18 protein-coding genes, 1 pseudogene and 1 riboswitch are annotated in these 20321 nt (G+C 64.8%); of the genes and pseudogenes, 11 read left to right on the top strand and 8 right to left on the bottom strand.

Features of this window, described 5'->3' with window-relative positions:
- Positions 1 to 90 precede the first annotated feature (90 nt).
- Positions 91 to 705 (bottom strand): GNAT family N-acetyltransferase, encoded by a 615-nt coding sequence (locus tag J6500_RS20800; protein ID WP_225714559.1) that lies wholly within the window; start codon positions 703 to 705, stop codon positions 91 to 93.
- 68 nt (positions 706 to 773) lie between these two features.
- Here J6500_RS20800 and J6500_RS20795 point away from each other — a divergent pair, with 68 nt between their 5' ends.
- The 7 genes from J6500_RS20795 to uca all read left to right on the top strand — a co-directional run bounded on the left by J6500_RS20795 (position 774) and on the right by uca (position 9961).
- Complete coding sequence (locus J6500_RS20795; protein ID WP_225714558.1) at positions 774 to 1688, top strand: LysR family transcriptional regulator; 915 nt, start codon at positions 774 to 776, stop codon at positions 1686 to 1688.
- Positions 1689 to 1986: 298 nt separating this feature from the next.
- Positions 1987 to 2098: riboswitch (guanidine-I (ykkC/yxkD leader) on the top strand.
- A 77-nt stretch (positions 2099 to 2175) separates the two neighbouring features.
- Positions 2176 to 3249 carry a putative urea ABC transporter substrate-binding protein gene (locus J6500_RS20790; RefSeq protein ID WP_225714557.1) on the top strand — a complete coding sequence of 358 codons (1074 nt, stop codon included), beginning with the start codon at positions 2176 to 2178 and terminating at the stop codon, positions 3247 to 3249.
- 40 nt (positions 3250 to 3289) lie between these two features.
- Positions 3290 to 4108, top strand: a complete 819-nt coding sequence (locus tag J6500_RS20785) for an ABC transporter permease (protein ID WP_225714556.1) — start codon at positions 3290 to 3292, stop codon at positions 4106 to 4108.
- Entirely contained in the window at positions 4105 to 4938 is an 834-nt protein-coding gene (locus tag J6500_RS20780) for an ATP-binding cassette domain-containing protein (protein ID WP_225714555.1), read from the top strand. Before J6500_RS20785 ends, J6500_RS20780 begins: the two co-directional genes overlap by 4 nt.
- Positions 4935 to 5780 (top strand): urea amidolyase associated protein UAAP1, encoded by an 846-nt coding sequence (locus J6500_RS20775; protein ID WP_225714554.1) that lies wholly within the window; start codon positions 4935 to 4937, stop codon positions 5778 to 5780. Before J6500_RS20780 ends, J6500_RS20775 begins: the two co-directional genes overlap by 4 nt.
- The gene (locus tag J6500_RS20770) at positions 5777 to 6415 is read left to right on the top strand and encodes an urea amidolyase associated protein UAAP2 (RefSeq protein WP_225714553.1); all 639 of its coding nucleotides are present in this window, start codon (positions 5777 to 5779) and stop codon (positions 6413 to 6415) included. Before J6500_RS20775 ends, J6500_RS20770 begins: the two co-directional genes overlap by 4 nt.
- A 3-nt stretch (positions 6416 to 6418) precedes the next feature.
- Positions 6419 to 9961: an urea carboxylase gene (uca, locus tag J6500_RS20765; RefSeq protein ID WP_225714552.1), complete on the top strand. Its 3543-nt coding sequence runs from the start codon at positions 6419 to 6421 to the stop codon at positions 9959 to 9961.
- Between the two features lie 62 nt (positions 9962 to 10023).
- On the opposite strand, the gene J6500_RS20760 is transcribed toward uca, so the two are convergent.
- From J6500_RS20760 to J6500_RS20735, 6 genes are all read right to left on the bottom strand, one after another.
- Positions 10024 to 10719, bottom strand: a complete 696-nt coding sequence (locus J6500_RS20760; RefSeq protein WP_225714551.1) for an ABC transporter ATP-binding protein — start codon at positions 10717 to 10719, stop codon at positions 10024 to 10026.
- The gene (locus J6500_RS20755) at positions 10719 to 11468 is read right to left on the bottom strand and encodes an ABC transporter ATP-binding protein (protein WP_225714550.1); all 750 of its coding nucleotides are present in this window, start codon (positions 11466 to 11468) and stop codon (positions 10719 to 10721) included. Before J6500_RS20755 ends, J6500_RS20760 begins: the two co-directional genes overlap by 1 nt.
- Positions 11465 to 12757 (bottom strand): branched-chain amino acid ABC transporter permease, encoded by a 1293-nt coding sequence (locus J6500_RS20750; RefSeq protein ID WP_225714549.1) that lies wholly within the window; start codon positions 12755 to 12757, stop codon positions 11465 to 11467. Before J6500_RS20750 ends, J6500_RS20755 begins: the two co-directional genes overlap by 4 nt.
- Entirely contained in the window at positions 12754 to 13701 is a 948-nt protein-coding gene (locus J6500_RS20745; protein ID WP_225714548.1) for a branched-chain amino acid ABC transporter permease, read from the bottom strand. The genes J6500_RS20750 and J6500_RS20745 overlap by 4 nt, the downstream gene beginning before the upstream one ends.
- A gap of 138 nt (positions 13702 to 13839) precedes the next feature.
- Positions 13840 to 15078, bottom strand: coding sequence for a branched-chain amino acid ABC transporter substrate-binding protein (locus J6500_RS20740; RefSeq protein WP_225714547.1), 1239 nt, complete (start codon positions 15076 to 15078; stop codon positions 13840 to 13842).
- A gap of 374 nt (positions 15079 to 15452) precedes the next feature.
- Positions 15453 to 16679: a TetR/AcrR family transcriptional regulator gene (locus J6500_RS20735; protein ID WP_225714546.1), complete on the bottom strand. Its 1227-nt coding sequence runs from the start codon at positions 16677 to 16679 to the stop codon at positions 15453 to 15455.
- 232 nt (positions 16680 to 16911) lie between these two features.
- On the opposite strand from J6500_RS20735, the gene J6500_RS20730 reads away from it, so the two are divergent.
- Both J6500_RS20730 and J6500_RS20725 read left to right on the top strand, forming a co-directional pair.
- Positions 16912 to 17976, top strand: a complete 1065-nt coding sequence (locus J6500_RS20730) for a ketopantoate reductase family protein (protein ID WP_225714545.1) — start codon at positions 16912 to 16914, stop codon at positions 17974 to 17976.
- A 145-nt stretch (positions 17977 to 18121) separates the two neighbouring features.
- Complete coding sequence (locus tag J6500_RS20725; protein ID WP_225714544.1) at positions 18122 to 18316, top strand: hypothetical protein; 195 nt, start codon at positions 18122 to 18124, stop codon at positions 18314 to 18316.
- 343 nt (positions 18317 to 18659) lie between these two features.
- Here J6500_RS20725 and J6500_RS20720 read toward each other — a convergent pair whose 3' ends face one another.
- Entirely contained in the window at positions 18660 to 19205 is a 546-nt protein-coding gene (locus J6500_RS20720; RefSeq protein WP_225714543.1) for a DUF5625 family protein, read from the bottom strand.
- Between the two features lie 383 nt (positions 19206 to 19588).
- Between J6500_RS20720 and J6500_RS20715 the strand changes: the two genes are divergently transcribed.
- Entirely contained in the window at positions 19589 to 19777 is a 189-nt protein-coding gene (locus J6500_RS20715) for a hypothetical protein (protein WP_225714542.1), read from the top strand.
- A gap of 196 nt (positions 19778 to 19973) precedes the next feature.
- Positions 19974 to 20321, top strand: a pseudogene (locus J6500_RS20710) (AraC family transcriptional regulator); the annotation flags it as partial.

Below are 20321 nucleotides of genomic sequence, written 5' to 3'. Positions count from 1 at the left end.
CCGTCATACCAGGCACCCGGCAGCTGATCTCTTTTGACTCACGCAAGACGCGAAGCTGCCGCTCGAACGATCGAGCGGTGGCTTTCTCACCTATGAAGGACGATCAGACGGCAGCCGGCCGCGCCATGCTTCGCCGGCGAGGACCTGGCGCTGCCGGTCGGCAATGGCTGGCCATTCCGAACGAACCACGCTGAGACTGGCCGCGTCGGCGGACCGACCGTCATCGGTCGCGAAATAGGCGCGCAGCCGGCCTTCGCAGCGGAAGCCGAGGCCGGTGTAGAGATCGAGGTTGCGCCGCAGTCGCCATTCCAGATGGAGCTCGGCCCGCTCGACGGCGAGCACCTCGAAGGCAAAGCGCGTCATCAGATGCGCGACATGGCTGACGAGCATCGCCTCGTCCATGCGCCCGGTGCTCCAGATCGGCGCGAGCGTCGCCCGCTTCTCCTCGGGGATGATCGTGGAGAAGCCGGTAAAGCCGAGAACGGCGCCCGATGTTACATCCTGGATGGCAAAAATATTCGTCGTCGCCGCCCGGCTCAGTGCCGCCGCGAGGCGTGATGCGTGCGCTTGACGGGAGCCGCTGCGATCGAGTTGGCGAAGCATGGCGACATCGCCAGGCAATTGCGCACATGCCTCCGGACCTGTGATCGCTGCGAGCAGGACGCGGTCGGTGGCGAAGCTGGTATGGCGGTTCGCGGAATCCATGCCATATTGACGCAGCTATCGGATATGCCGTCAAATGACCGCAACGGCAGTTCATATGCAGATTGGTCATGTCGCTCAATCCGAGACACGTCGACCTGTTTCGCGAGGTCGTGCGCCATAATGGAATCACCAAGGCCGCCCTGAGCCTGCGGATCGGGCAGCCTTTCGTCAGTCGCGCGATCGCCCGGCTCGAGCGCGAGATCGGCTTTGCACTGTTCGAACGCGGGCGCGGCGGCGTCACGCTGACGGTGGAGGGCGAGATCTTCCTGCGCGAAGTCGAGCGCAACCAAGTCGGGCTCGACTATCTGGCGCGGGCGGCGCGCGACATTCGGGCGCGTGGCAGCGGAACGCTCAGGGTCGCCTGCCTGCCGGCGTTCACCTATTCGCTGATGCCGCGGATCGTCGCGGCCTTCGCCAAGCAGCATCCCGACATCATGCTGTCAGTGGCGGTGCACAGTCCCGAACGGGTCTGGAGCCTCGTTGCTGCGGGACAGTGCGACGTCGGGCTGGCCCGGCCGCAGCCGGGCTTTGCCGCCGTCGATGACGAACTGCTGATGACGATGGAGGCGGTCTGCGTGCTGCCGCGCCAGCACCGGCTGCGCGCCAAGCGGTCGATCAGGCCGAAGGATTTGCAGGGTGAGCCGATGATCGCGGTCGCGCCGAGCGCGACGCATCGGTCCCGCCTCGAGCGTGCCTTCGAGGATGCCAAGGTCGAGGTCCGGACGGTCGCGGAGATTCAGTACAGCATGCAGCGCTGCGCTCTGGTCGCGCAGGGCCTCGGGTTTTCCATCGTCGATCCCGTCGTCGCTCGCGATTTCGCCAGCTCCCGCATCGTGCTCAAGCCGTTCCTGCCGCGGATCGAGATCACCACCGTGCTGCTGTTTCCCTCGCAACGGCCGCGCAGCCGTCTTGCGCTCGAATTCTGCGAGCTGGTGCGCGCTGAGACGGCCGAGTACAGGAAGGAAGTTGGCACGCCGGCCTAGCCGGACCGTCGAGCGCCGCGCGCGCGAAGATCGCAGCTCGGCACCAGGCCATGGCGGCCGTGCAGTCCGCGCCAGAGCCCGCCAAACAGGACACTCAGAAGCTTGCGCATCGGACCTCCCGCGTTGGCACCTGCGTTCGCGTGATCCTGCGAGCCAAGGCGGTGAAATGACAGAGCCAATTCTGAGCAGACCTGCGTAGTTTTTGAGCAGACCGTTCGTGGGTCTGAACGGCCGGCGCCGAAAAATCCTATGAGATTCAAATCAGCATGTTGTGGCACGGCTCGTGCATCGAAGGTGCCGAGTTGGCCGCTAGGGTTCCGACCTTGAGTATGCAAGGTGCTGGTCCGAGAGCAGCCGCTTGCGGGAGAGACATCCCCGCAGGTGCACGGCGGGACAAAAACCCGGGAGACCTCGTTAGCCAAGGGATTGGCGGAGCGATGGTCTTTTCGCCAATCCCCTTTGTGAATTTTTGCAAGAGGGATCGGCAATGAACAAGCTCGCTTTCTTCCTCCGCTCTGTGGTCATCGGCTGCGTGGCCGTTCTCGCGGCAATTTCGGCCGCCGACGCCGCGCCGAAGAAAAACTTCAAGGTCGCCTGGTCGATTTATGTCGGGTGGATGCCGTGGGGCTATGCGGCCGACACCGGCATCGTCAAGAAGTGGGCGGACAAATACGGCATCGCGATCGAGGTCAAGCAATTCAACGACTACGTCGAGTCGATCAACCAGTACACCGCCGGCGGCTTCGATGCCGTCACCATCACCAACATGGATGCGCTGTCGATCCCCGCAGCCGGCGGCGTCGACACCACCGCGATCGTGATGGGCGATTTCTCCAACGGCAATGATGCCGTGATCCTCAAGAACAAGACCGATCTCGCCGCGATCAAGGGGCAGAGCGTCAACCTCGTCGAATTCTCGGTGTCGCATTATCTCCTGGCGCGCGCGCTCGAAAGCAGCAAGCTGAGCGAGAAGGACGTCAAGGTCGTCAATACGTCGGATGCCGACATGGCCGCCGCCTACAAGACGGCCGACGTGAGCGCGGTCGTGACCTGGAATCCGATCGTGACGGAAATCCTCGGCTCGCCCGACGCCAGGAAGGTGTTCGATTCTTCGCAGATCCCCGGCGAGATCATGGACCTGATGGTCGTGAACACCGAGGTGGCGAAGGACAATCCTGCCTTCGCCAAGGCGCTGGTCGGCATCTGGTATGAGACCATCTCCAAAATGACCGCGAACGATCCCGCGGCAAAGGCTGCCAAGGAGGCGATGGCCAAGGCCTCCGGCACCGATCTCGCCGGCTTCGACAGCCAGCTCGCCTCCACGAAGCTGTTCGACAAGGCGGCGGATGCCGAAGCCTTCACGCGCAGCAAAACGGTCGGTATGACGATGGACCGTGTCCGCAAGTTCCTGTTCGAGAAGGACCTGCTCGGCAAGGGCGCGAAATCGGCCGACGCCGTCGGCATCGAGCTCGCCGACAAGTCGGTGCTGGGCGACAAGTCGAACGTCAAGCTGCGCTTCGACCCGACCTATATGGACGAAGCCGCCAAGGGCAAGCTCTGAAGGCACGCCCTGACGCATCGCCTCACGCAGGAGCTGCTCCATGCGACTTGTGAACCTACGGCCAGGCCGGCAGACGCGATTCTATCTTCTCGCGGTGCCGTTTCTGCTGGTCGCAATCGCGTACTTCGCCGGCTCCAGCGCGAGGCTCGCGCAGAACCCGAACGACAAGCTGCTGCCGGCGCTGCCTAGCATGGTGCAGGCCGTCAAGCAGATGGCGTTCGAGGCCGATCCGCGCTCCGGAAACTATCTGATGGCCTCGGACACGGTCGCGAGCCTCGGCCGGCTCGGCTCGGCGCTGGCGATCTCGACGGTCGCAGCGCTGATCCTCGGCATCGTGATCGGCCTGTTGCCGGGCGCCAATGCGCTGCTCGGGCCGTTCGTGTCGGTGACCTCGATGGTGCCGCCGCTGGCGCTGCTGCCGATCCTGTTCATCGTGATGGGATTGGGTGAGAACTCTAAGATCGCGCTGATTGTGATCGGGACGTTGCCCTGCATGATCCGGGACCTCGCCATGAAGGTGCAGGAGCTGCCGCGCGAGCAGATCGTCAAGGCGCAAACACTCGGTGCCTCGACCTGGCAGATCGCGCTGCGCGTCGCGATGCCGCAAACGCTGCCGCGGCTGATCGACGTGCTGCGGCTGCAACTCGGGCCGGCCTGGCTGTTCCTGATTGCGGCCGAGGCGATCGCCTCCGACTCCGGGCTCGGCTACCGCATCTTCCTGGTGCGGCGCTATCTCGCGATGGATGTCATCATCCCCTACGTTGCCTGGATCACGCTCCTGGCGTTCCTGATCGATGTCGGCCTGCGCCTGCTGCAACGAAAGGCGTTTCCCTGGTTCGCGTCGGTGAGGGCGGAATGAGCGCGATCCGCTTCGACGACGTCTGGAAGGAATACGGTGATCACATCGTGCTCGAACGCATCACGATGGAGGTCGAGCCGCGCGCGTTCATCGCGCTGGTCGGCCCGTCCGGCTGCGGCAAGACCACGCTGCTCAGAATGCTGCTCGGCGAGGAGCAGCCGTCGCGCGGGCAGATCCTGGTCAACAGCAAGGTGCTGCCCGCGGAGCCCGACGCCGACCGCGGTGTCGTGTTCCAGCGCTACTCGGTGTTTCCGCACCTGACGGTGCTCCAGAACGTCATGCTCGGCCGCGAATTGCGCGACGCCCGATGGCTCGGCCGGCTGTTCGGGGCGACCCGCCGCGCCGCGGCCGACGATGCGATGAAGCTGCTTGCCGAGGTCGGGCTGGCCGGGCAGGAGACCAAGTATCCGTCCGCGCTGTCGGGCGGCATGCAACAGCGCCTCGCTTTGGCGCAAGCGATCATGCGCGGGCCGAAGATCCTGCTGCTCGACGAGCCGTTCGGCGCGCTCGATCCCGGTATCCGCGCCGACATCCACGTGTTGATGAAGCGGCTCTGGAACGAGACCAATCTGACCGTCGTGATGGTGACGCACGATCTCAGCGAGGCTTTCGGGCTCGCGACGCGCGTGATCGCGCTGGAGCGGCAGCGCAACCGGCCGGAGGAGCGCGAGCGCTACGGCGCCACCGTGTCGCGCGACCTCGAAATCTTTCCGCGCCGCACCGCCGAGCCGCGGACCAGCATCGATCCAGCTCCGGCCGGGACGACCCGGTCAAGCAAGGAGCATCAGCCGGGACGGCCCGGCGCTCTCGTCTTGAAGGAGCACTCATGATCCTCACCGAGGAACAGAAGGCCGAGATCGCAGCGCATGCGCGGCGATACAATGAACTGAAGGCCGCAGGACAGGAGCACGCGCCGCGTGCGCTGCCGGCGCCGACTTCCCGCGATGCCACGCCGATCGACGCCGCGACGGTCATTCACCGCGAGACCATTCCGTCCGGCTGGTACTGGACGACGCGGCTGAACCGCGGCGAGGCGCTGCGTCTCGCCAACACATCGGGGACATCCACCGTCAGCCTGCTGGCGTGGAACGCCGCCGATCCCACCGAGCGGCTCAATCACGCTGATACGATCAAGGTGCAGTGGGCGGCACGGCTGCAGAAGGGCCGCGTGCTGCTCTCGGACATGGGGCGGGCGCTGCTCGGCCTCACCGAGGACACAAGCGCCGCGCACGACACGCTGGTCGGTGGCTCCACCGCAGCGACCAACCAGGCAAAATATGGCGACGGTCACTTTCGCAACACGCGGGACAATTTCATCCTCGCCGCGGCCAAGCTCGGGCTCGACCGCCGCGATGTGCATCCCTGCGTCAGCTTCTTCGCGCCGGTCGCGGTCGATGGCGAGGGAAAATTCCTCTGGAACGAGGGACGGCGACACAAGGGGGATTTCGTCGATTTGCGCGCCGAGATGGATCTCTTGATCGCGCTGTCGAACTGTCCGCATCCGCTCGATCCCGTCGCGTCCTATCCGCAAGGGAGCGTTGAGGTCGTGCGCTATCGCGCAGATGTCCCGCAAGCCGACGATCTCTGCCGCACCGCGACCGCGGAGGCGGTCCGCGCCTTCGAAAACAACGCGCTGTATCTCGGCGACATGCTGCAAGGAGCCGCGCCATGATCACGCTAGCCCTTCATCCCGGCATCCGCATCGTGCTCGACGCTGAAATTCCCGCGCGCAAGTCGTGGTCGGCCATCATCCGAAAGGGGCAGACGCTGCGCATAACGGACAGCCATGGCCAGCAAGCGGTCGATACGCTGTTCTACTGCGCCGACGATTTCGGCGAGCGCTACAGCGGCCAGGATACGTTGCGCACGCAGGGCTCGGCCTATGTCGGGCTCGGCACCCGCATCATGTCCAGCGAGGGCCGCGTGATGCTGCGCGTCACCGCCGACAGTTGCGGCCTGCACGACACCTCGGCCGGCGCCTGCTCCTGCGAAAGCAACACGGTGCGGTTCGGCCACCAGACCCGCTACCAGCACGCCTGCCGCGAGAACTTCGTGCTGGAGGGGGCCAAGCACGGTCTGTCAAAGCGCGATATCGTGCCGAACCTCAACTTCTTCATGAACGTGCCGATCGATCCCGCGGGCAATTTCACCGTGGTCGACGGCGTCTCCAGGCCGGGAGATGCGATCGAGCTGGTCGCCGAGATGGACGTGCTGTGCGTGATCTCGAACTGCCCGCAGATCAACAATCCCTGCAACGGCTTCTTCCCGACGCCCGTGCAGGTCACGATCTTCGAGCCGGAGGCTTGAAGCATGTTCAGCAAGGTCCTGATTGCCAACCGCGGCGAAATCGCCGGGCGGATCGGCAGAACGTTGCGGTGCATGGGCATCGCTTCGGTCGCGGTCTATTCCGACGCCGACCGCTTCACCCGGCCGGTGCTCGATGCCGACGAGGCGGTGCGGATCGGCCCGGCGTCGGCCGCCGAGAGCTACCTGAACGTCGATGCGATCATGGCGGCCTGTCTTCGGACAGGTGCGCAGGCGGTGCATCCCGGCTACGGCTTCCTGTCGGAGAACCGCCGCTTCGCCGAGCGGTTGGCGGAGCACGGCATCAAGTTCATCGGCCCGCGGCCGGAGCATCTCGACGCCTTCGGGCTGAAACACAAGGCCCGTGCCATCGCCGAGAAAAGCGGCGTAGCGCTGCTGCCGGGCTCGGGCCTGCTGGAGACGGTCGATGAGGCGATCGCGCAGGCGGAGGCGATCGGCTATCCCGTGATGCTGAAGAGCACCGCGGGCGGCGGCGGCATCGGCATGCAGCTCTGCCACGATGCGGCGACGCTGCGCGAGCGGTTCGAGTCCGTGCAGCGCACGGCGCGCGCCAGCTTCGGCGATGCGCGGGTCTATCTCGAGCGGTTCGTCGCCCGGGCGCGCCACATCGAGGTGCAGATCTTCGGCAATGGCAAGGGTGGCGTGGTGGCGCTCGGCGAGCGCGACTGCTCGCTGCAGCGGCGCAACCAGAAGGTCTTCGAGGAAACGCCGGCGCCGGGACTTTCCGCGGACGTCAGGCGGCGGCTGCATGCTGCCGCGGTCTCGCTCGGCAAGGCCGTGTCGTACGAATCCGCAGGCACCGTCGAGTTCATCTACGACGTCTCGCGCGAGGATTTTTACTTCCTCGAGGTCAACACCCGCCTGCAGGTCGAGCATCCCGTCACCGAGCAGGTCTACGGTGTCGACCTCGTCGAATGGATGATCCGGCAGGCGGCGGGCGAGGACGTGCTGAACAAGGCGGACGCGCTCACCCCGAAGGGCGCGGCGATCGAGGTCCGGCTCTACGCCGAGAACCCGGGCGCCGCTTTTCGCCCGAGCGCGGGCCGCCTGACGTCCGTCGCGTTCTCGCCGGATGCGCGGATCGACGGCTGGATCGAGACCGGCACCGAGGTGACGCCGTTCTACGATCCGATGCTGGCCAAGATCATCGTCTCGGCCGAGACGCGCGAGGCAGCGATCGCAAGGCTGAGCGACGCGCTGGACCACACGATCGTTGCCGGCATCGAGACCAATCTCGGCTATCTGCGTGCCATCGCGGCCTCCGACGTGTTCCGCAGCGGCGAGGTGGCGACCAGCGTGCTCGGTGACTTCGCATATCGTCCGCGCACCATCGACGTCGTCGCGCCCGGTGCGCAGAGCGGCATTCAGGAATTGCCCGGCCGGTTGCATCTCTGGCACGTCGGCGTACCGCCGAGCGGCCCGATGGACGAGTGCTCGTTCCGCCTCGCCAACCGCGTCGTCGGCAACCCCGAGACGACCACCGCGCTGGAGCTGACCGTCAACGGGCCGACGCTGCGCTTCAACACTGATGCGACCGTGGCGCTTGCGGGCGCGCGGATGAAGGTCTCGCTCGACGGCGTAGAGGTCGCGCACCACGAGCCGGTCGCGATTCGCGCGGGGCAGACGCTTTCGATCGGCAGTATTCAGGGCGCCGGCCAGCGCGCATATCTCGCCGTGCGCGGTGGCTTCGACGTGCCCGAGATGCTCGGCTCGCGCGCCGTGTTCGCGCTCGGCGCCTTTGGCGGCCACGCGACCGGATCGCTGAAGGCGGGTGACGTGCTGCATATCGGGGCGGAGCCGCCGGGCCTTGCAGCGCCGCGCCGCGCGCCGGAGAGCGAGCGGCCCGAGCTGACATCGGCATGGGAGATCGGCGTGATCTACGGGCCGCACGGTGCGCCGGACTTCTTCACCGACGAGGATATCGAGACGCTGTTCGCGGCGAGCTACGAGGTGCATTTCAATAGCGCCCGCACCGGCGTGCGGCTGATCGGTCCGAAGCCGCGTTGGGCACGCGTCGACGGCGGCGAGGCCGGGCTGCATCCGTCGAACATCCACGACAACGCCTATGCGGTCGGCTCGATTGATTTCACCGGCGACATGCCGATCATCCTCGGCCCTGACGGACCGAGCCTCGGCGGCTTCGTCTGTCCGGCGGTGGTCGCGCGCGACGAGCTCTGGAAGATCGGGCAGCTCAAGCCCGGGGACACCGTGCGGTTCGTGGCTGTCAGGCGTGACGATCCGGTCGCCGGCCCGACGATCCTCAAGGCGCCCGAGCTCGGCGCGGCCGTCGTCGGCCGCAACGATGACGGCCCGATCCCGGTGGTCTATCGCCGCGCCGGCGATGACAATCTTTTGGTCGAATACGGCCCGATGGAGCTCGACATCGCCCTGCGGCTGCGCGTGCATGTGCTGGCGCAGGCGCTGCAAGAGGCGAAGCTTCCGGGCCTGGTCGATCTGACGCCCGGCATCCGCTCGCTGCAAATTCACTACGATGGCGCCGCGCTGTCGCGGCAAAAACTGCTCGACGTGCTGCGGCGGATCGAGCGCGAATTGCCGCCGGTCGACGCGATGCGGGTGCCGAGCCGCACCGTGCATCTGCCGCTGTCGTGGCGCGATCCGCAGGCCGAGCTGGCGATGCAGAAGTACCAGGAGCTGGTGCGGCCGGATGCGCCATGGTGCCCGTCGAATGTCGAGTTCATCCGGCGCATCAACGGTCTCGCCGGCGAGGACGATGTTCGCCGCATCGTGTTCGACGCTGACTATCTCGTGCTTGGTCTCGGCGACGTCTATCTCGGCGCGCCGGTGGCGACGCCGCTCGACCCGCGGCACCGGCTGGTGACTACCAAGTACAACCCGGCGCGCACCTGGACGCCGGAGAACGCGGTGGGCATCGGCGGCGCCTATATGTGTATCTACGGCATGGAAGGGCCGGGCGGCTACCAGCTGTTCGGCCGCACCATCCAGGTGTGGAACAGCTGGCGCACGACCAGCGTGTTCAAGCCGGGTCATCCCTGGCTGCTGCGGTTCTTCGACAAGATCCGCTTCTTCCCGGTCGATGCCGACGAGCTCACGGACGCCCGTGCTGCATTCCCGCACGGGCAGTACGACATCAGGATCGAGGAGGATACGTTCTCCTACGCCAATTACGCGAAAGGATTGGCCGAGGCACGGCCGTCGATCGCCGCGTTCAAGGCGACCCAGCAGGCCGCGTTCGATGCCGAGCGCAGGCGCTGGCGTGAGATGAAGCTCGACGAGGCGCCGGTGGAATCGATCGATGCAGGTGTCGCCGCGACAGGCATTCCCGACGGTCAGGTCGGCGCGTTCTCGGAGGTGCCGGGCAACATCTGGAAAATCCTGGTCGAGGAGGGCACGGAGATCGCGGCCGGCGACGTGCTGGCGATCATCGAATCCATGAAGATGGAGATCAACGTGCACGCACCCAGCGCGGGCCGCATCGCGTCGGTGCCGGTCAAGCCTGGCCAGACGCTGCGTGCGGGCGACGTCGTGGCGTTGATCCGGCCGGCGTAAATCTTACCGAGGCTGTCATCGGGCGCGCATTCGCGCGACCCGTTGGCTCGCAATGACGAGGCTCACACCTCCAGCCATTCCTCGCGAACGGCCGCGTTGGACTTGAGCTCGTCGGGCGTGCCTTCGAACACGACGCGGCCGTGGCCCATGATGTAGACCCGGTTCGAGATCTTCATCGCGATCGACAGCTTCTGTTCGACCAACAGGATGGCGACGCCGGCCTTGGCGATCCGCGCAATCAGCTCGCCGACCTGCTGCACGATCAGCGGCGCCAGACCTTCGGTCGGCTCGTCGATCATCATCAATTCGGGGTCGCCGAGCAGCGTGCGGCAGATGGTCAGCATCTGCTTCTCGCCACCCGACAGCACGCCCGCCGGGGTGTCGGCGCGCGCGGCGAGGTTCGGGAACATGTCGAGCATCTCCTGCGGCCGCCACTTGCCGGGCCGGCGTGGGTCCTTGACGCCGAGGATCAAATTCTGCCGAACCGTCAGTCCCGGAAAGATGTCGCGATGCTCCGGCACATAGCCGAGGCCAAGGCGGGCGATCTTGTGGCTCGGCAGGCCCGCAATGTCCTGGCACTTGAAGCGGATGGTGCCCTGCGGCGGCACTTCGCCCATGATCGCCTTGACGGTCGTGGAGCGGCCGACGCCGTTGCGGCCGAGCAGGCTCACGACCTCGCCGACCGCGATGTCGAGATCGACGCCCTGCAAAATGTGGCTCTTGCCGTAATAGGCGTGAAGATTCCTGACCTCGAGCATCAGTCGATCTCCTCGCCGAGATAGGCTTCCTTGACCTTCGGGTTGCCGCGGATTTCCTCCGGGGTGCCGGAGGCGATGATGTGGCCGTAGACCAGCACCGAGATGCGGTCGGCGAGCCCGAACACCACGCTCATGTCGTGCTCGACGATCACGAGGGTGCGTCCTTCGGTGAGGCGGCGGATCAGCGCGACGGCGCGCTCGGTCTCGGCGTGGCTCATGCCCGCGGTCGGTTCGTCCAGCATGATGACGCTGGCGCCCCCGGCGATCGTGATGCCGATCTCGAGCTCGCGCTGCTCGGCATAGGTCAACAGGCCCGCCGGTACGTCGCGGCGATGGCTGAGATGGATGTCGTCGAGAATCTGCGCGGTGCGCTGCTTCACCTCCGGCAGGTTGTCGACGTTCTTCCAGAACGCGTAGCGGTGGCCGGTCGCCCACAGCACCGCGCAGCGGACATTTTCCCACACCGTCATGCGTGCGAACACGTTGGTGACCTGGAACGAGCGCGACAGTCCGCGGCGGTTGATCTCGAATGGCCGCAGCCCCGAGGTCACCTCGCCGTTGAGGCGGATCTCGCCCGAGGTCGGCTTGATGTGGCCGGAGATCAGGTTGAACGTCGTCGACTTGCCGGCACCGTTCGGGCCGATGATGGCGTGGCGTTCACCTCGCGCGACGCTCAGATTGAGATCGCGGATGATGCCGACATTGCCGAAACGCTTCTCGACGGCGTTGAGTTGGATGGCCGCGGTCATGCGAGATATCCCCGATCACGGGCCACCGTCGCGGCGCGATCCCAGGCTTCAGCGACGCGCCGCCAGGTGATGCGCGCGACCAGGAAGCCGCCGACGAGCAGAACCGCCGCGGCCGCCCAGGTGGTCGGCGCCGTGGCGACGAACGGGATGCCGAGCAGGTTGATGACGTCGCCACCGGAGAAGCGCGCGACTGTCTCGATGGTCAGGATGATGCCGAGCGCGAGCGCCAGCGTCGGAATCGCCGCGACCAGATAGGACGGGATCACAGAACGAAGCGTGCCGGCGCGGATCAGCGGGCGGTGCTTCATCAAGATGCCGGCGATGCCGCCCGGAGCGAACATCACGATGCCGATGAAGATGACGCCGAAATAGAGCTGCCAGACCGAGGTGACGCTGGTCAGCCCGAGTTGCAGATAGGTCACCAGGATGGCGCCGAGAATCGGGCCGAAGAAATAGGCGGTGCCGCCGATGAAGGCGGAAAACAGCACCAGGCCCGACTGGGTCGCGCCGAGATAGGCCGAATTGGCGATCTCGAAATTGATCGCGGTGAGGCCACCAGCGATGCCGGCGAAGAAGCCGGCGAACATGTAGGCGAGATAGCGCACCACATGCGGATCATAGCCGATGAACTCGACACGCTCCGGATTGTCGCGCACTGCGTTGCAGATGCGTCCGAGCGGCGTGCGGGTCAGCGCGTACATCGCGATCGCCGAGACCATCACCCAGAACGCGATCAGGTAGTAGACCTGGATCTGCGGGCCGAAGGTCCAGCCGAACAGCGGCATCAGAGCCGTGCGGTCGGTGGTGATGCCGGATTCGCCGCCGAACACGCTGCGCAGGATCAGCGACGACGAGGCGACGAGTTCGCCGATGCCGAGCGAGATCATCGCAAACACCGTGCCGGCGCGCTTGGTCATGACCCAGCCGACCAGCAACGCGAAGGCCATGCCGCCGAGGCCGCCGACCAGCGGGATCACCGGCAGCGGGATCGGCCAGTTGTGGCTGGCGACCGCATTCATGACATGCACGGCGAGGAAGCCGCCGAGGCCGTACTGCACGGCGTGTCCGAACGACAGCAGCCCGGTCTGGCCGAGCAGGATGTTGTAGGACAGCGCGAAGATGATCGCGATGCCGATCAGGCTGAACGAGGTCAGCGAGCCGCCGGAAGAAAAGACCAGCGGCAGCACGACCAGCGCTATGGCTGCGAGCAGCCAGACGCCATAGAAGCTCACGGCGCCGCCGGGCTCCTGCTTGGTCACGGCGGAGGCGGGTGTGGCAGCGTTGCTCATGACTCGCGCGTCCCCAGCAGCCCCATCGGGCGGAAAATCAGGACCAGCACCAGCAGCAGATAGGGCAGGATCGGCGCGACCTGCGCGATCGTGACGTTCCAGATATCGGTAAGCGGTGAGGCACCGAGGCTCGGATCGAGCGGGCCGAACAGGCTGGCGAGCGACCCATTCAGCGCGACCGCGAAGGTCTGGATCAGCCCGATCAGCAGCGATGCGATGAAGGCGCCAGGCAACGAGCCGAGGCCGCCGAACACGATGACGACGAACAGGATCGGGCCGAGCAGCGCCGCCATGTCGGACTGCGTCACCAGTGAGGGGCCGGCGATGACGCCGGCAAGGCCGGCAAGCGCGCTGCCGACGCCGAACACCAGCATGAAGACACGTCCGACATTGTGGCCGAGATGGCCGACCATGCTCGGATGGGTCAGTGCGGCCTGCACGATGAGGCCGACCCGCGTCTTCTTCAGCGTGACCAGCAGCGCAATGAAGATCACCACCGACACCACCAGCATGAAGATCTTGTAGGCGGGGTAGTTGGTGGAGAACACGGTGAAGGCGGGGAAGTCGAGCACGGCCGGCACCCGGTAGTCGACCGGGCTTCTGCCCCAGATCATCGAGACGATCTCTTCGATCGCGAACGCGAGCCCGAAGGTTAGCAGCAGCTCGGCGACATGGCCATGCTTGTGGGTGTTGCGCAGGCCGTAGCGCTCGACTGCCATGCCGACCGCACCAACCAGAAGCGGCGCCAGCACGAAGGCTGGCCAGAAGCCGATCCAGCGCGTGAGCTGATAGCCGAAGAACGCACCGAGCATGTAGAAGCTGGCATGCGCGAAGTTGAGCACGCCCATCATGCTGAAGATGACGGTGAGCCCGCTGGACAACAGAAACAACAGCATGCCGTACAGGATGCCGTTGAGCGTCGAGATGACGATCAATTCAGCCACGGCGCACTCGCTTGAGACCGGAACGATTCACGTGATCAAAGACCCGTCGAACGAAGGGAACTACGACGCCACCACGCCGCCGGAACACGAACGCCTCCGCAACCCTGCGGTCGCGGAGGCGCATTCCAAGGCGGTCGATCAGGGCCGCTTCATGTTGCAGGTGGTCGGAAGCATCGTCTGCGCGGTGTCGATCTTGGAGACGATGCGCCAGCCCCAGCCGGTGTTTTCCTCGTCGAACGGCTCCTTGGTCTTGTCGGCCAGCGAGCCGAACGAGGAGATGTAAATCGGCTGGAAGAACTGGTGGTCGTCCTTGCGGATGAAGCCCTCGCCGCCGTCGAACACTTCGAACTTCATGCCTTCGAGCGCGGCCGCGACCTTCACCGGATCGATCGAGTTGGCCTTCTCGGCGGCCGCCTTGAACATCCGCATCTCGTTGACCGCGCGCGGATACCACACGGAAATGCCGGTCTTGGCGCGGAAGTCCTTCTCGAAATCCATCGCCGCCTTGTTGCCGGAGTTCGGGATGCCTTCGCTGATCTGGAACACCTGACCCTCGAGGCCGGCCTGCTTGATTGCAGTCGGCCCACCGGCGCCGCCGGCGTAGTAGGTGTACCAGTTGACCTTGAGGCCGGCGTCAGCCGCCGCCTTCAGCAGCAGCGCGAAGTCCTGCCCCCAGTTGCCGGTCACGACGGTGTCGGCGCCGGACGCCTTGATCTTGGCGATGTAGGGCGAGAAGTCGGTGACCTTGAGCATCGGGTGCAGTTCGTCGCCAACGACCTGGACGTCCGGCCGCTTTTCACCCAGCATCTTGCGCGCCGTGGCGCGCACCGACTGGCCGAACGAATAGTCCATATTGATCAGGTAGACCTTCTTGATGGACGGCTGACCCTTCATGTAGTTGGTCAGCGCTTCCATCTTGATGTCCGAGTTCGCATCCCAGCGGAAGTGCCAGTAGCTGCACTTCTCATTGGTCATGCTCGGATCGACCGCGGCGTAGTTGAAGTAGAGCACTTCCTTGCCGGGGTTGCGCGAATTGTGCTTGGTGACGAAGTCTGCCAGCGCGGCGCCGACCGACGAGCCGTTGCCCTGGGTGATGTAATGGACGCCGGCGTCGACCGCTTTCTGCGCCTGCACCAGGCTTTCCTGCGGATTGGTCTTGTTGTCGAGCGGGACGATCTCGACCTTGTGGCCGAGGATGCCGCCCTTGGCATTCAATTCATCGGCCAGATACTGGAACGTCTTCAGCCCGCCTTCACCAACGCTCGCGCCGCCGCCGGACAGCGGGTCGATATAGCCGATCTTGATGGTTTCCTGCGCGGACGCTGCGCCACCCAATACCGTCAGCGCTGCCGCGGCGGCAACGATCAGCTTACGCATCCTGGTTTCTCCCTTGCTCATGTTTCTTTTGATCTTCAGCGATCGAAGCCGTCTCATAACCTCAATTGCCGAACCTTCGCAACTTTCGCATTGAATACTGCGTCAAGTTTTAGCGGGCGGTACTATGATGTTATAGGCTTTCATCCTCAAAATCCGGAACCAATTTTGAACCGCAAGTAAACTTTTGGATGAGGCCTCATGTCTGTTCCAAATCTCCCTTGAAAAGGGGAGGTCGCTTTGCTCGCCGGAGCAAATCGAGTGGGGATTTCCACTCTCACCATGAAATATCGGCTTTCGCGGCTGGACCTTCCGCCTTTCAGGGGATGGAGAACGGAGATCGTTGAGTCGAGGCTCAGGCCTGATGCCGTCGAAGCTCAGGCTGGATCCCGGCGCGGCTTGAGGCCCGAGAGAAACAGCCGCGCGAAATGATCGGCGATCTCGACGGCAGACCAGTCCCGCTTGGTCTGGAACCAGATTGGATACCAATGCCCCATTCCGGTTAAAATCCGCTCCGCGAAATATGTATCGATGCGGCGGAAGCGGCCCTCGTCGATCCAGCGCTGATAGCTGTCCTGGTCTTGCCGGATCGTCGCCAGCACGTCGCCGACATAGGCTTTCCGATCGGCGTCGTTGAGATAATTGATGTTGTGGTAGGTCGCCTTGGGGCCGCACGGCGTGTCGTGCAGCATCAACAGAAGGCGGATTCTCTGCACGATGTGATCGAATGCCCCGAGGCTCTGATCTTGCAGATGCTCACGGATGCTGATCTCTCCGGCGAGCCCGCGTCGCAGGCAAGCCAGCAGCAGACTCTCCTTTTCACTGAAGTGATAGTAGATGCCGGCGCGAGTCATGCCCGCATCCGCAGCGATGCTCTCGAGCGACGTGCCCGACGCCCCCCTTCGGTTGAAGCTATCAGAGGCGATCGACAGCATCCTGTCGAACTTCGCGGCCCGCTTGTTCAGCGCCGCGCGAGACTCGAGGAAAGGCGCAAGGCTGAGTGGTTCCGGCATGTCGGGAAGCGCGATCTCGCGCCGGTAAACGCCATGCGTGATGATGTCATCGATGGCATCGATCGCCTGCTGGCGCGTGTAGTAGTCGCGTTCGGACAGCCAGAACGGAACCCAGTCCAGGACGGAGATCAGCGCCACCGCCGTGAGCAGCGGTTCGTCGCAGGCGATCGAGCCGTCCGCGACGCCCCGATCCAGAATCTCCGCCAGCAGCGCGGCATTCGCCCAGCGCTTCGCATGGACTTCGTTGCTGTAGGGCGCGGCAAGCGCGTCGATATCGGTGAACAGGATCATGCGCTGGCCTTCAGGCCTCAACCTGCCGCGCACGAAGCGCCTGACGATCTCGAGTCCGTCGATACCGGGTTCGGCCGCCGCCTCAATTTCGTGCCGATAGATCGCAAGGCCGCGCAGATAGCAGTGGAAGATCAGATCCTCCTTGTCGCGGAAATAGTGATACAGCGCGCCCGGCACGGCGCGAACAGACGCCGCGACCTGCTCCATCGTCACGTTCGCATAGGAGTGGCGAGCAAACAGCCGGGAAGCCGAGACGAGGATTTCTTCAGCCCGATCTGTCGGGTCGGCGGCGACTTGCAAACTCCAATGCCCTTCCTGATCGCGGAACGAAAATCCGCACGCGAGATAATCCCCTTGGCAGTAGCTTGTCGATCTGCGATAGACATTGGTATACCGTACACCAGTAGCTTCTACCAGGTGGATGGTTTAGCAAGCAGCGTTCCGTGGATGCGGGACGACCGGTATCGACCTGACATCGGTCAGGCCCAGTTTCGGGCAAGGCTTTTGGTGAAAAGAGGCTTTTGGAGAGAGCATGGCGCGCAACATCCTGATCCTTGGGGCCTCCTACGGCTCGCTGCTGGGCACGAAGCTGCTGATGGCAGGGCACAATGTCAGTCTGGTCTGCCGCAAGAACACCGCTGAACTGATCAACCGCGACGGCACCGAGGTGCGCATCAAGCTGCGGGACGAGAAGGAGCACCGCTCGATCTTCTCGCGCGACCTGCCGGGCAAGCTCGACGCGGTCACGCCCGGCGACGTCGACGTGTCGCGCTACGACATGGTCGGTCTTGCGATGCAGGAGCCGCAATACACTAACCACACGGTGCGCGTGCTGATGGTCAAGATCGCGGCGGCGAAGCTGCCGTGCCTGTCGATCATGAACATGCCGCCGCTGCCCTACCTGAAGCGGATTCCTGCGCTCGCCGGCATGGACCTCGAGGAGGCCTACACCAATGCGCAGGTGTGGGAGCGCTTCGAGCCGGGCCTCGTGACGCTGTGCTCGCCCGATCCGCAGGCGTTCCGTCCGCCGGAGGAGAAGGCCAACGTGCTGCATGTCGGCCTGCCGACCAATTTCAAGGCCGCCGTGTTCGCTGACGAGGCGCACAATAAGGTGCTGCGCGAGCTCGAGGCCGATATCGATGCGGTGACACTGGACGGCCAGGACGTGCCGGTGAAGTTGAAAGTGTTCGATTCGCTGTTCGTGCCGCTGGCAAAGTGGTCGATGCTGCTGACCGGCAACTACCGCTGCATCACGCCGACGGAGCCGCAGTCGATCCGCGACGCCGTGCACGGCGATCTGGCGCGCTCTCAGGCGATCTACGATCATGTCGACGCCATCGCGCGGCAGCTCGGCGCCGATCCCGCCGACCAGGTGCCGTTCGCGAAATACGCCAAGGCGGCGGAGAGCCTGCTGAAGCCGTCATCGGCGGCCCGCGCGGTCGCGGCCGGCGCGCCATTCATCGAGCGGGTCGACCTGCTCGTGAAGCTGATCTCGCATCAGATCGGCACCCCCAGCGCCGAAATCGACCGCACCGTCGACACGGTTGATCTGAAGCTGAGCGAGAAGATCGTTCAGGGCGGCTCAGGCGCGGAGTAAGGACGACCGTCACAGACATCCCGCGAGCGAGGCGCCTGCGGCATGCGCCTGCGCCGCGCAAGGCGCCGCGATCCGGCCGCCGAACGCATGGCTCGGCCGCTACGGCTGAGGTAGGCTCTCCCAGTTTGCGGTCGGGAGCACGACAATGCCGAACAAGCCGCTTTCTCCTTTTGCGATCTATGGCGACATGGACCGCGCACGCGACATCATGCGCGCCTGGCAGCCGCTCGACCAACTTTCTCCGGATCAAGCCGAGATCGTCACCAAGGCGATTGCCGAGGGCATCGCCCGCGGCCGCCGGCACGGTTTTGAGATCGGGCAGGGCCATCTCGCCGCGTGAGCGGCGCGCGCCGTGTTTCAGCCTGTTGCTGGCCGCACTCGTGAGGTGTGTGAGGTGAGCACGCGGGTCAGGCTCCCTCCCCCCTTGCGGGGGAGGGTGGGGAGAGGGGTGAGTCCCGGGCGAGATCATCGAAGCGCGCGTTGCCGTCGCAACGTTGCGTGCGCGTCGTTGCGTGATGAACTGAGAGAGTGTGCCGTGTGGTACCCCTCTCCCCAGCCCTCCCCCGCAAGGGGGGAGAGAGCCCTTCCGCCGATGCGTCCCTTACAAAGGTGGCATTACCGAATGAGCGCCGATGCCCAATACGTGCCTCCGGCTGATCGTGCGCGCAGACCCGCGCCCGATCTCACTTCGTATCGCCGCTGACGAGGCTCATCTCGACGGTGATGTCGCCGAAGGCGGGCTGCGGGTGCAGATTGTGGACCTCGATGCGATAGGCTCCACGGCGGAGGTCGATGCGGCCGATATCGCGGTATTTTTCGTTCCTGGCATGGGTGGCGTGGCACAGCGAGTTGAAGGTCCGGTCCAGTACGGCGGCGCCGTCGGGCTCGGTACGGACGGTGACCTTGAGCGGAATTGGCAGGCCGAGGCCGGGCCGCTGCGGTTCAGGAATGGCGTGATAGGCGATGTCGCTGTTGCAGTGATCGTCGGAGTAGCGGTCGCCGACCAGCCTGTCCCTGAGACGGACTTCCGTGGACGGAAACACGAATCTGAGCTGCAGCAGGTAGGATTTATCGACTGGCGCGTTGAACTCCTTGTTGAGCACCACGCCAGATTGCTGCAATGAGATTTCGGTCGGCGGCACCAGCGGCGGAAAGGCGCACAGCCCGGTGATCCACATCGCGAGCCCGATGAATTCCTTGTTGCAGAGGCTGTAGGTGGTCGGTCCCATCAGGTCTCTTCGGTCGGCGACGAGAATCGATCGGTCGATCCGCCGCCGAACGGCGTGCGGACGCGTGCCTCCTTTTTCCTCGTGCATTGTAGGGAGTTGCGCCGAATTCTTCGACGGCCGCTCTGGGGCAAATGGCCACATGCGGCGATACGACGATGACCGTCGCCGCTGATATTTGCGCGGCGTCCGCAAGCTGTCCGAGAAACCGGAGTCGCAACATGTGCTAGAAGACGGTGCGCTCCTCGCTGCGAGCCTTTCGCTTCTGCATCGGCCTGGTTGTGCGATCGGCGGATACAACCCTGCTGTTCCGCCGCGATCAGGTGATCGCGATGCGATCGTTAATATGACTCCGACCATGCTTAATTTTCCGAAGGCCCGGGACCATGCATCGTCCGATGGCGCGGCGCGATCACAATGCTGATTTCTTCGCGAACGCGTGGACGACCCTCTGGTTCTCGCTTCGATTGTTCTCTACATCAGGCGAACGGCTCGATAGCGAATCCGCCCGGGCCGCGGACCGCAACGAGCGCGACAATCGCAACGGGCGCGACAATGAAGAATGCCATGCATGAGCACGACGACCGCAGGAGCTCGCGGCGACCTTATCAGGAGCGGCCGGCATAGGCAGCTGATGGCCGCATTCTGCATGCGGTCCGGTTCATCTGCCTGAAAGTGCGCCCGCTCGTCGGAGGGCGACGAAGCAATCCTGGAAATGCCCTTCTGCTGAACCGAACGTCGTCGTTCGCGACAGCGGGGGATCGAGATGACATGCAAGACGACGACAATCCTGCGGCGCGCGCGGCGAAACATCTTCCCCTGCCGCGCGAACCTCGCGACCTCAAGGACATCAGCGCAGCGCCGCCGCTTCTGTTCTCGACCCGGCCGTACCGGCCGGCGGAACAGTTCGAGGTTTGGAAGACGCGGATGGCCTCGCTGCTCGACGTCGCCCCGGCGCCGGGCCACGATCCGGCGCGGGGATTCGAGGTCGAGTACCTGACCTGCAACATGGCCAACGTCGTGTTCACGTCGGGGCGCTTTGCGGCGCAAACGTTCGCGCGTGTGCCCCGGCCGTCGCAGCGCCCGCGAGTCGATTTCTGGTGGCTGTTCCGCGTGCGC

It is taken from the genome of Bradyrhizobium semiaridum, assembly GCF_020329505.1.
Classification (GTDB): Bacteria; Pseudomonadota; Alphaproteobacteria; order Rhizobiales; family Xanthobacteraceae; genus Bradyrhizobium; species Bradyrhizobium semiaridum.
This window is presented reverse-complemented; position numbering and strand designations above follow the sequence as displayed.

Bases quoted from the DNA above. Each gene is read 5' to 3' on its own strand.
- J6500_RS20780 (WP_225714555.1), top strand. From the start codon at position 4,105: ATGAGCGCGATCCGCTTCGACGACGTCTGGAAGGAATACGGTGATCAC.
- J6500_RS20785 (WP_225714556.1), top strand. From the start codon at position 3,290: ATGCGACTTGTGAACCTACGGCCAGGCCGGCAGACGCGATTCTATCTT.
- J6500_RS20795 (WP_225714558.1), top strand. From the start codon at position 774: ATGTCGCTCAATCCGAGACACGTCGACCTGTTTCGCGAGGTCGTGCGC.
- J6500_RS20770 (WP_225714553.1), top strand. From the start codon at position 5,777: ATGATCACGCTAGCCCTTCATCCCGGCATCCGCATCGTGCTCGACGCT.
- J6500_RS20750 (WP_225714549.1), bottom strand. From the start codon at position 12,757: ATGAGCAACGCTGCCACACCCGCCTCCGCCGTGACCAAGCAGGAGCCC.
- J6500_RS20775 (WP_225714554.1), top strand. From the start codon at position 4,935: ATGATCCTCACCGAGGAACAGAAGGCCGAGATCGCAGCGCATGCGCGG.
- J6500_RS20800 (WP_225714559.1), bottom strand. From the start codon at position 705: ATGGATTCCGCGAACCGCCATACCAGCTTCGCCACCGACCGCGTCCTG.
- J6500_RS20755 (WP_225714550.1), bottom strand. From the start codon at position 11,468: ATGACCGCGGCCATCCAACTCAACGCCGTCGAGAAGCGTTTCGGCAAT.
- J6500_RS20740 (WP_225714547.1), bottom strand. From the start codon at position 15,078: ATGCGTAAGCTGATCGTTGCCGCCGCGGCAGCGCTGACGGTATTGGGT.
- uca (WP_225714552.1), top strand. From the start codon at position 6,419: ATGTTCAGCAAGGTCCTGATTGCCAACCGCGGCGAAATCGCCGGGCGG.
- J6500_RS20730 (WP_225714545.1), top strand. From the start codon at position 16,912: ATGGCGCGCAACATCCTGATCCTTGGGGCCTCCTACGGCTCGCTGCTG.
- J6500_RS20760 (WP_225714551.1), bottom strand. From the start codon at position 10,719: ATGCTCGAGGTCAGGAATCTTCACGCCTATTACGGCAAGAGCCACATT.
- J6500_RS20715 (WP_225714542.1), top strand. From the start codon at position 19,589: ATGCATCGTCCGATGGCGCGGCGCGATCACAATGCTGATTTCTTCGCG.
- J6500_RS20790 (WP_225714557.1), top strand. From the start codon at position 2,176: ATGAACAAGCTCGCTTTCTTCCTCCGCTCTGTGGTCATCGGCTGCGTG.
- J6500_RS20720 (WP_225714543.1), bottom strand. From the start codon at position 19,205: ATGGGACCGACCACCTACAGCCTCTGCAACAAGGAATTCATCGGGCTC.
- J6500_RS20725 (WP_225714544.1), top strand. From the start codon at position 18,122: ATGCCGAACAAGCCGCTTTCTCCTTTTGCGATCTATGGCGACATGGAC.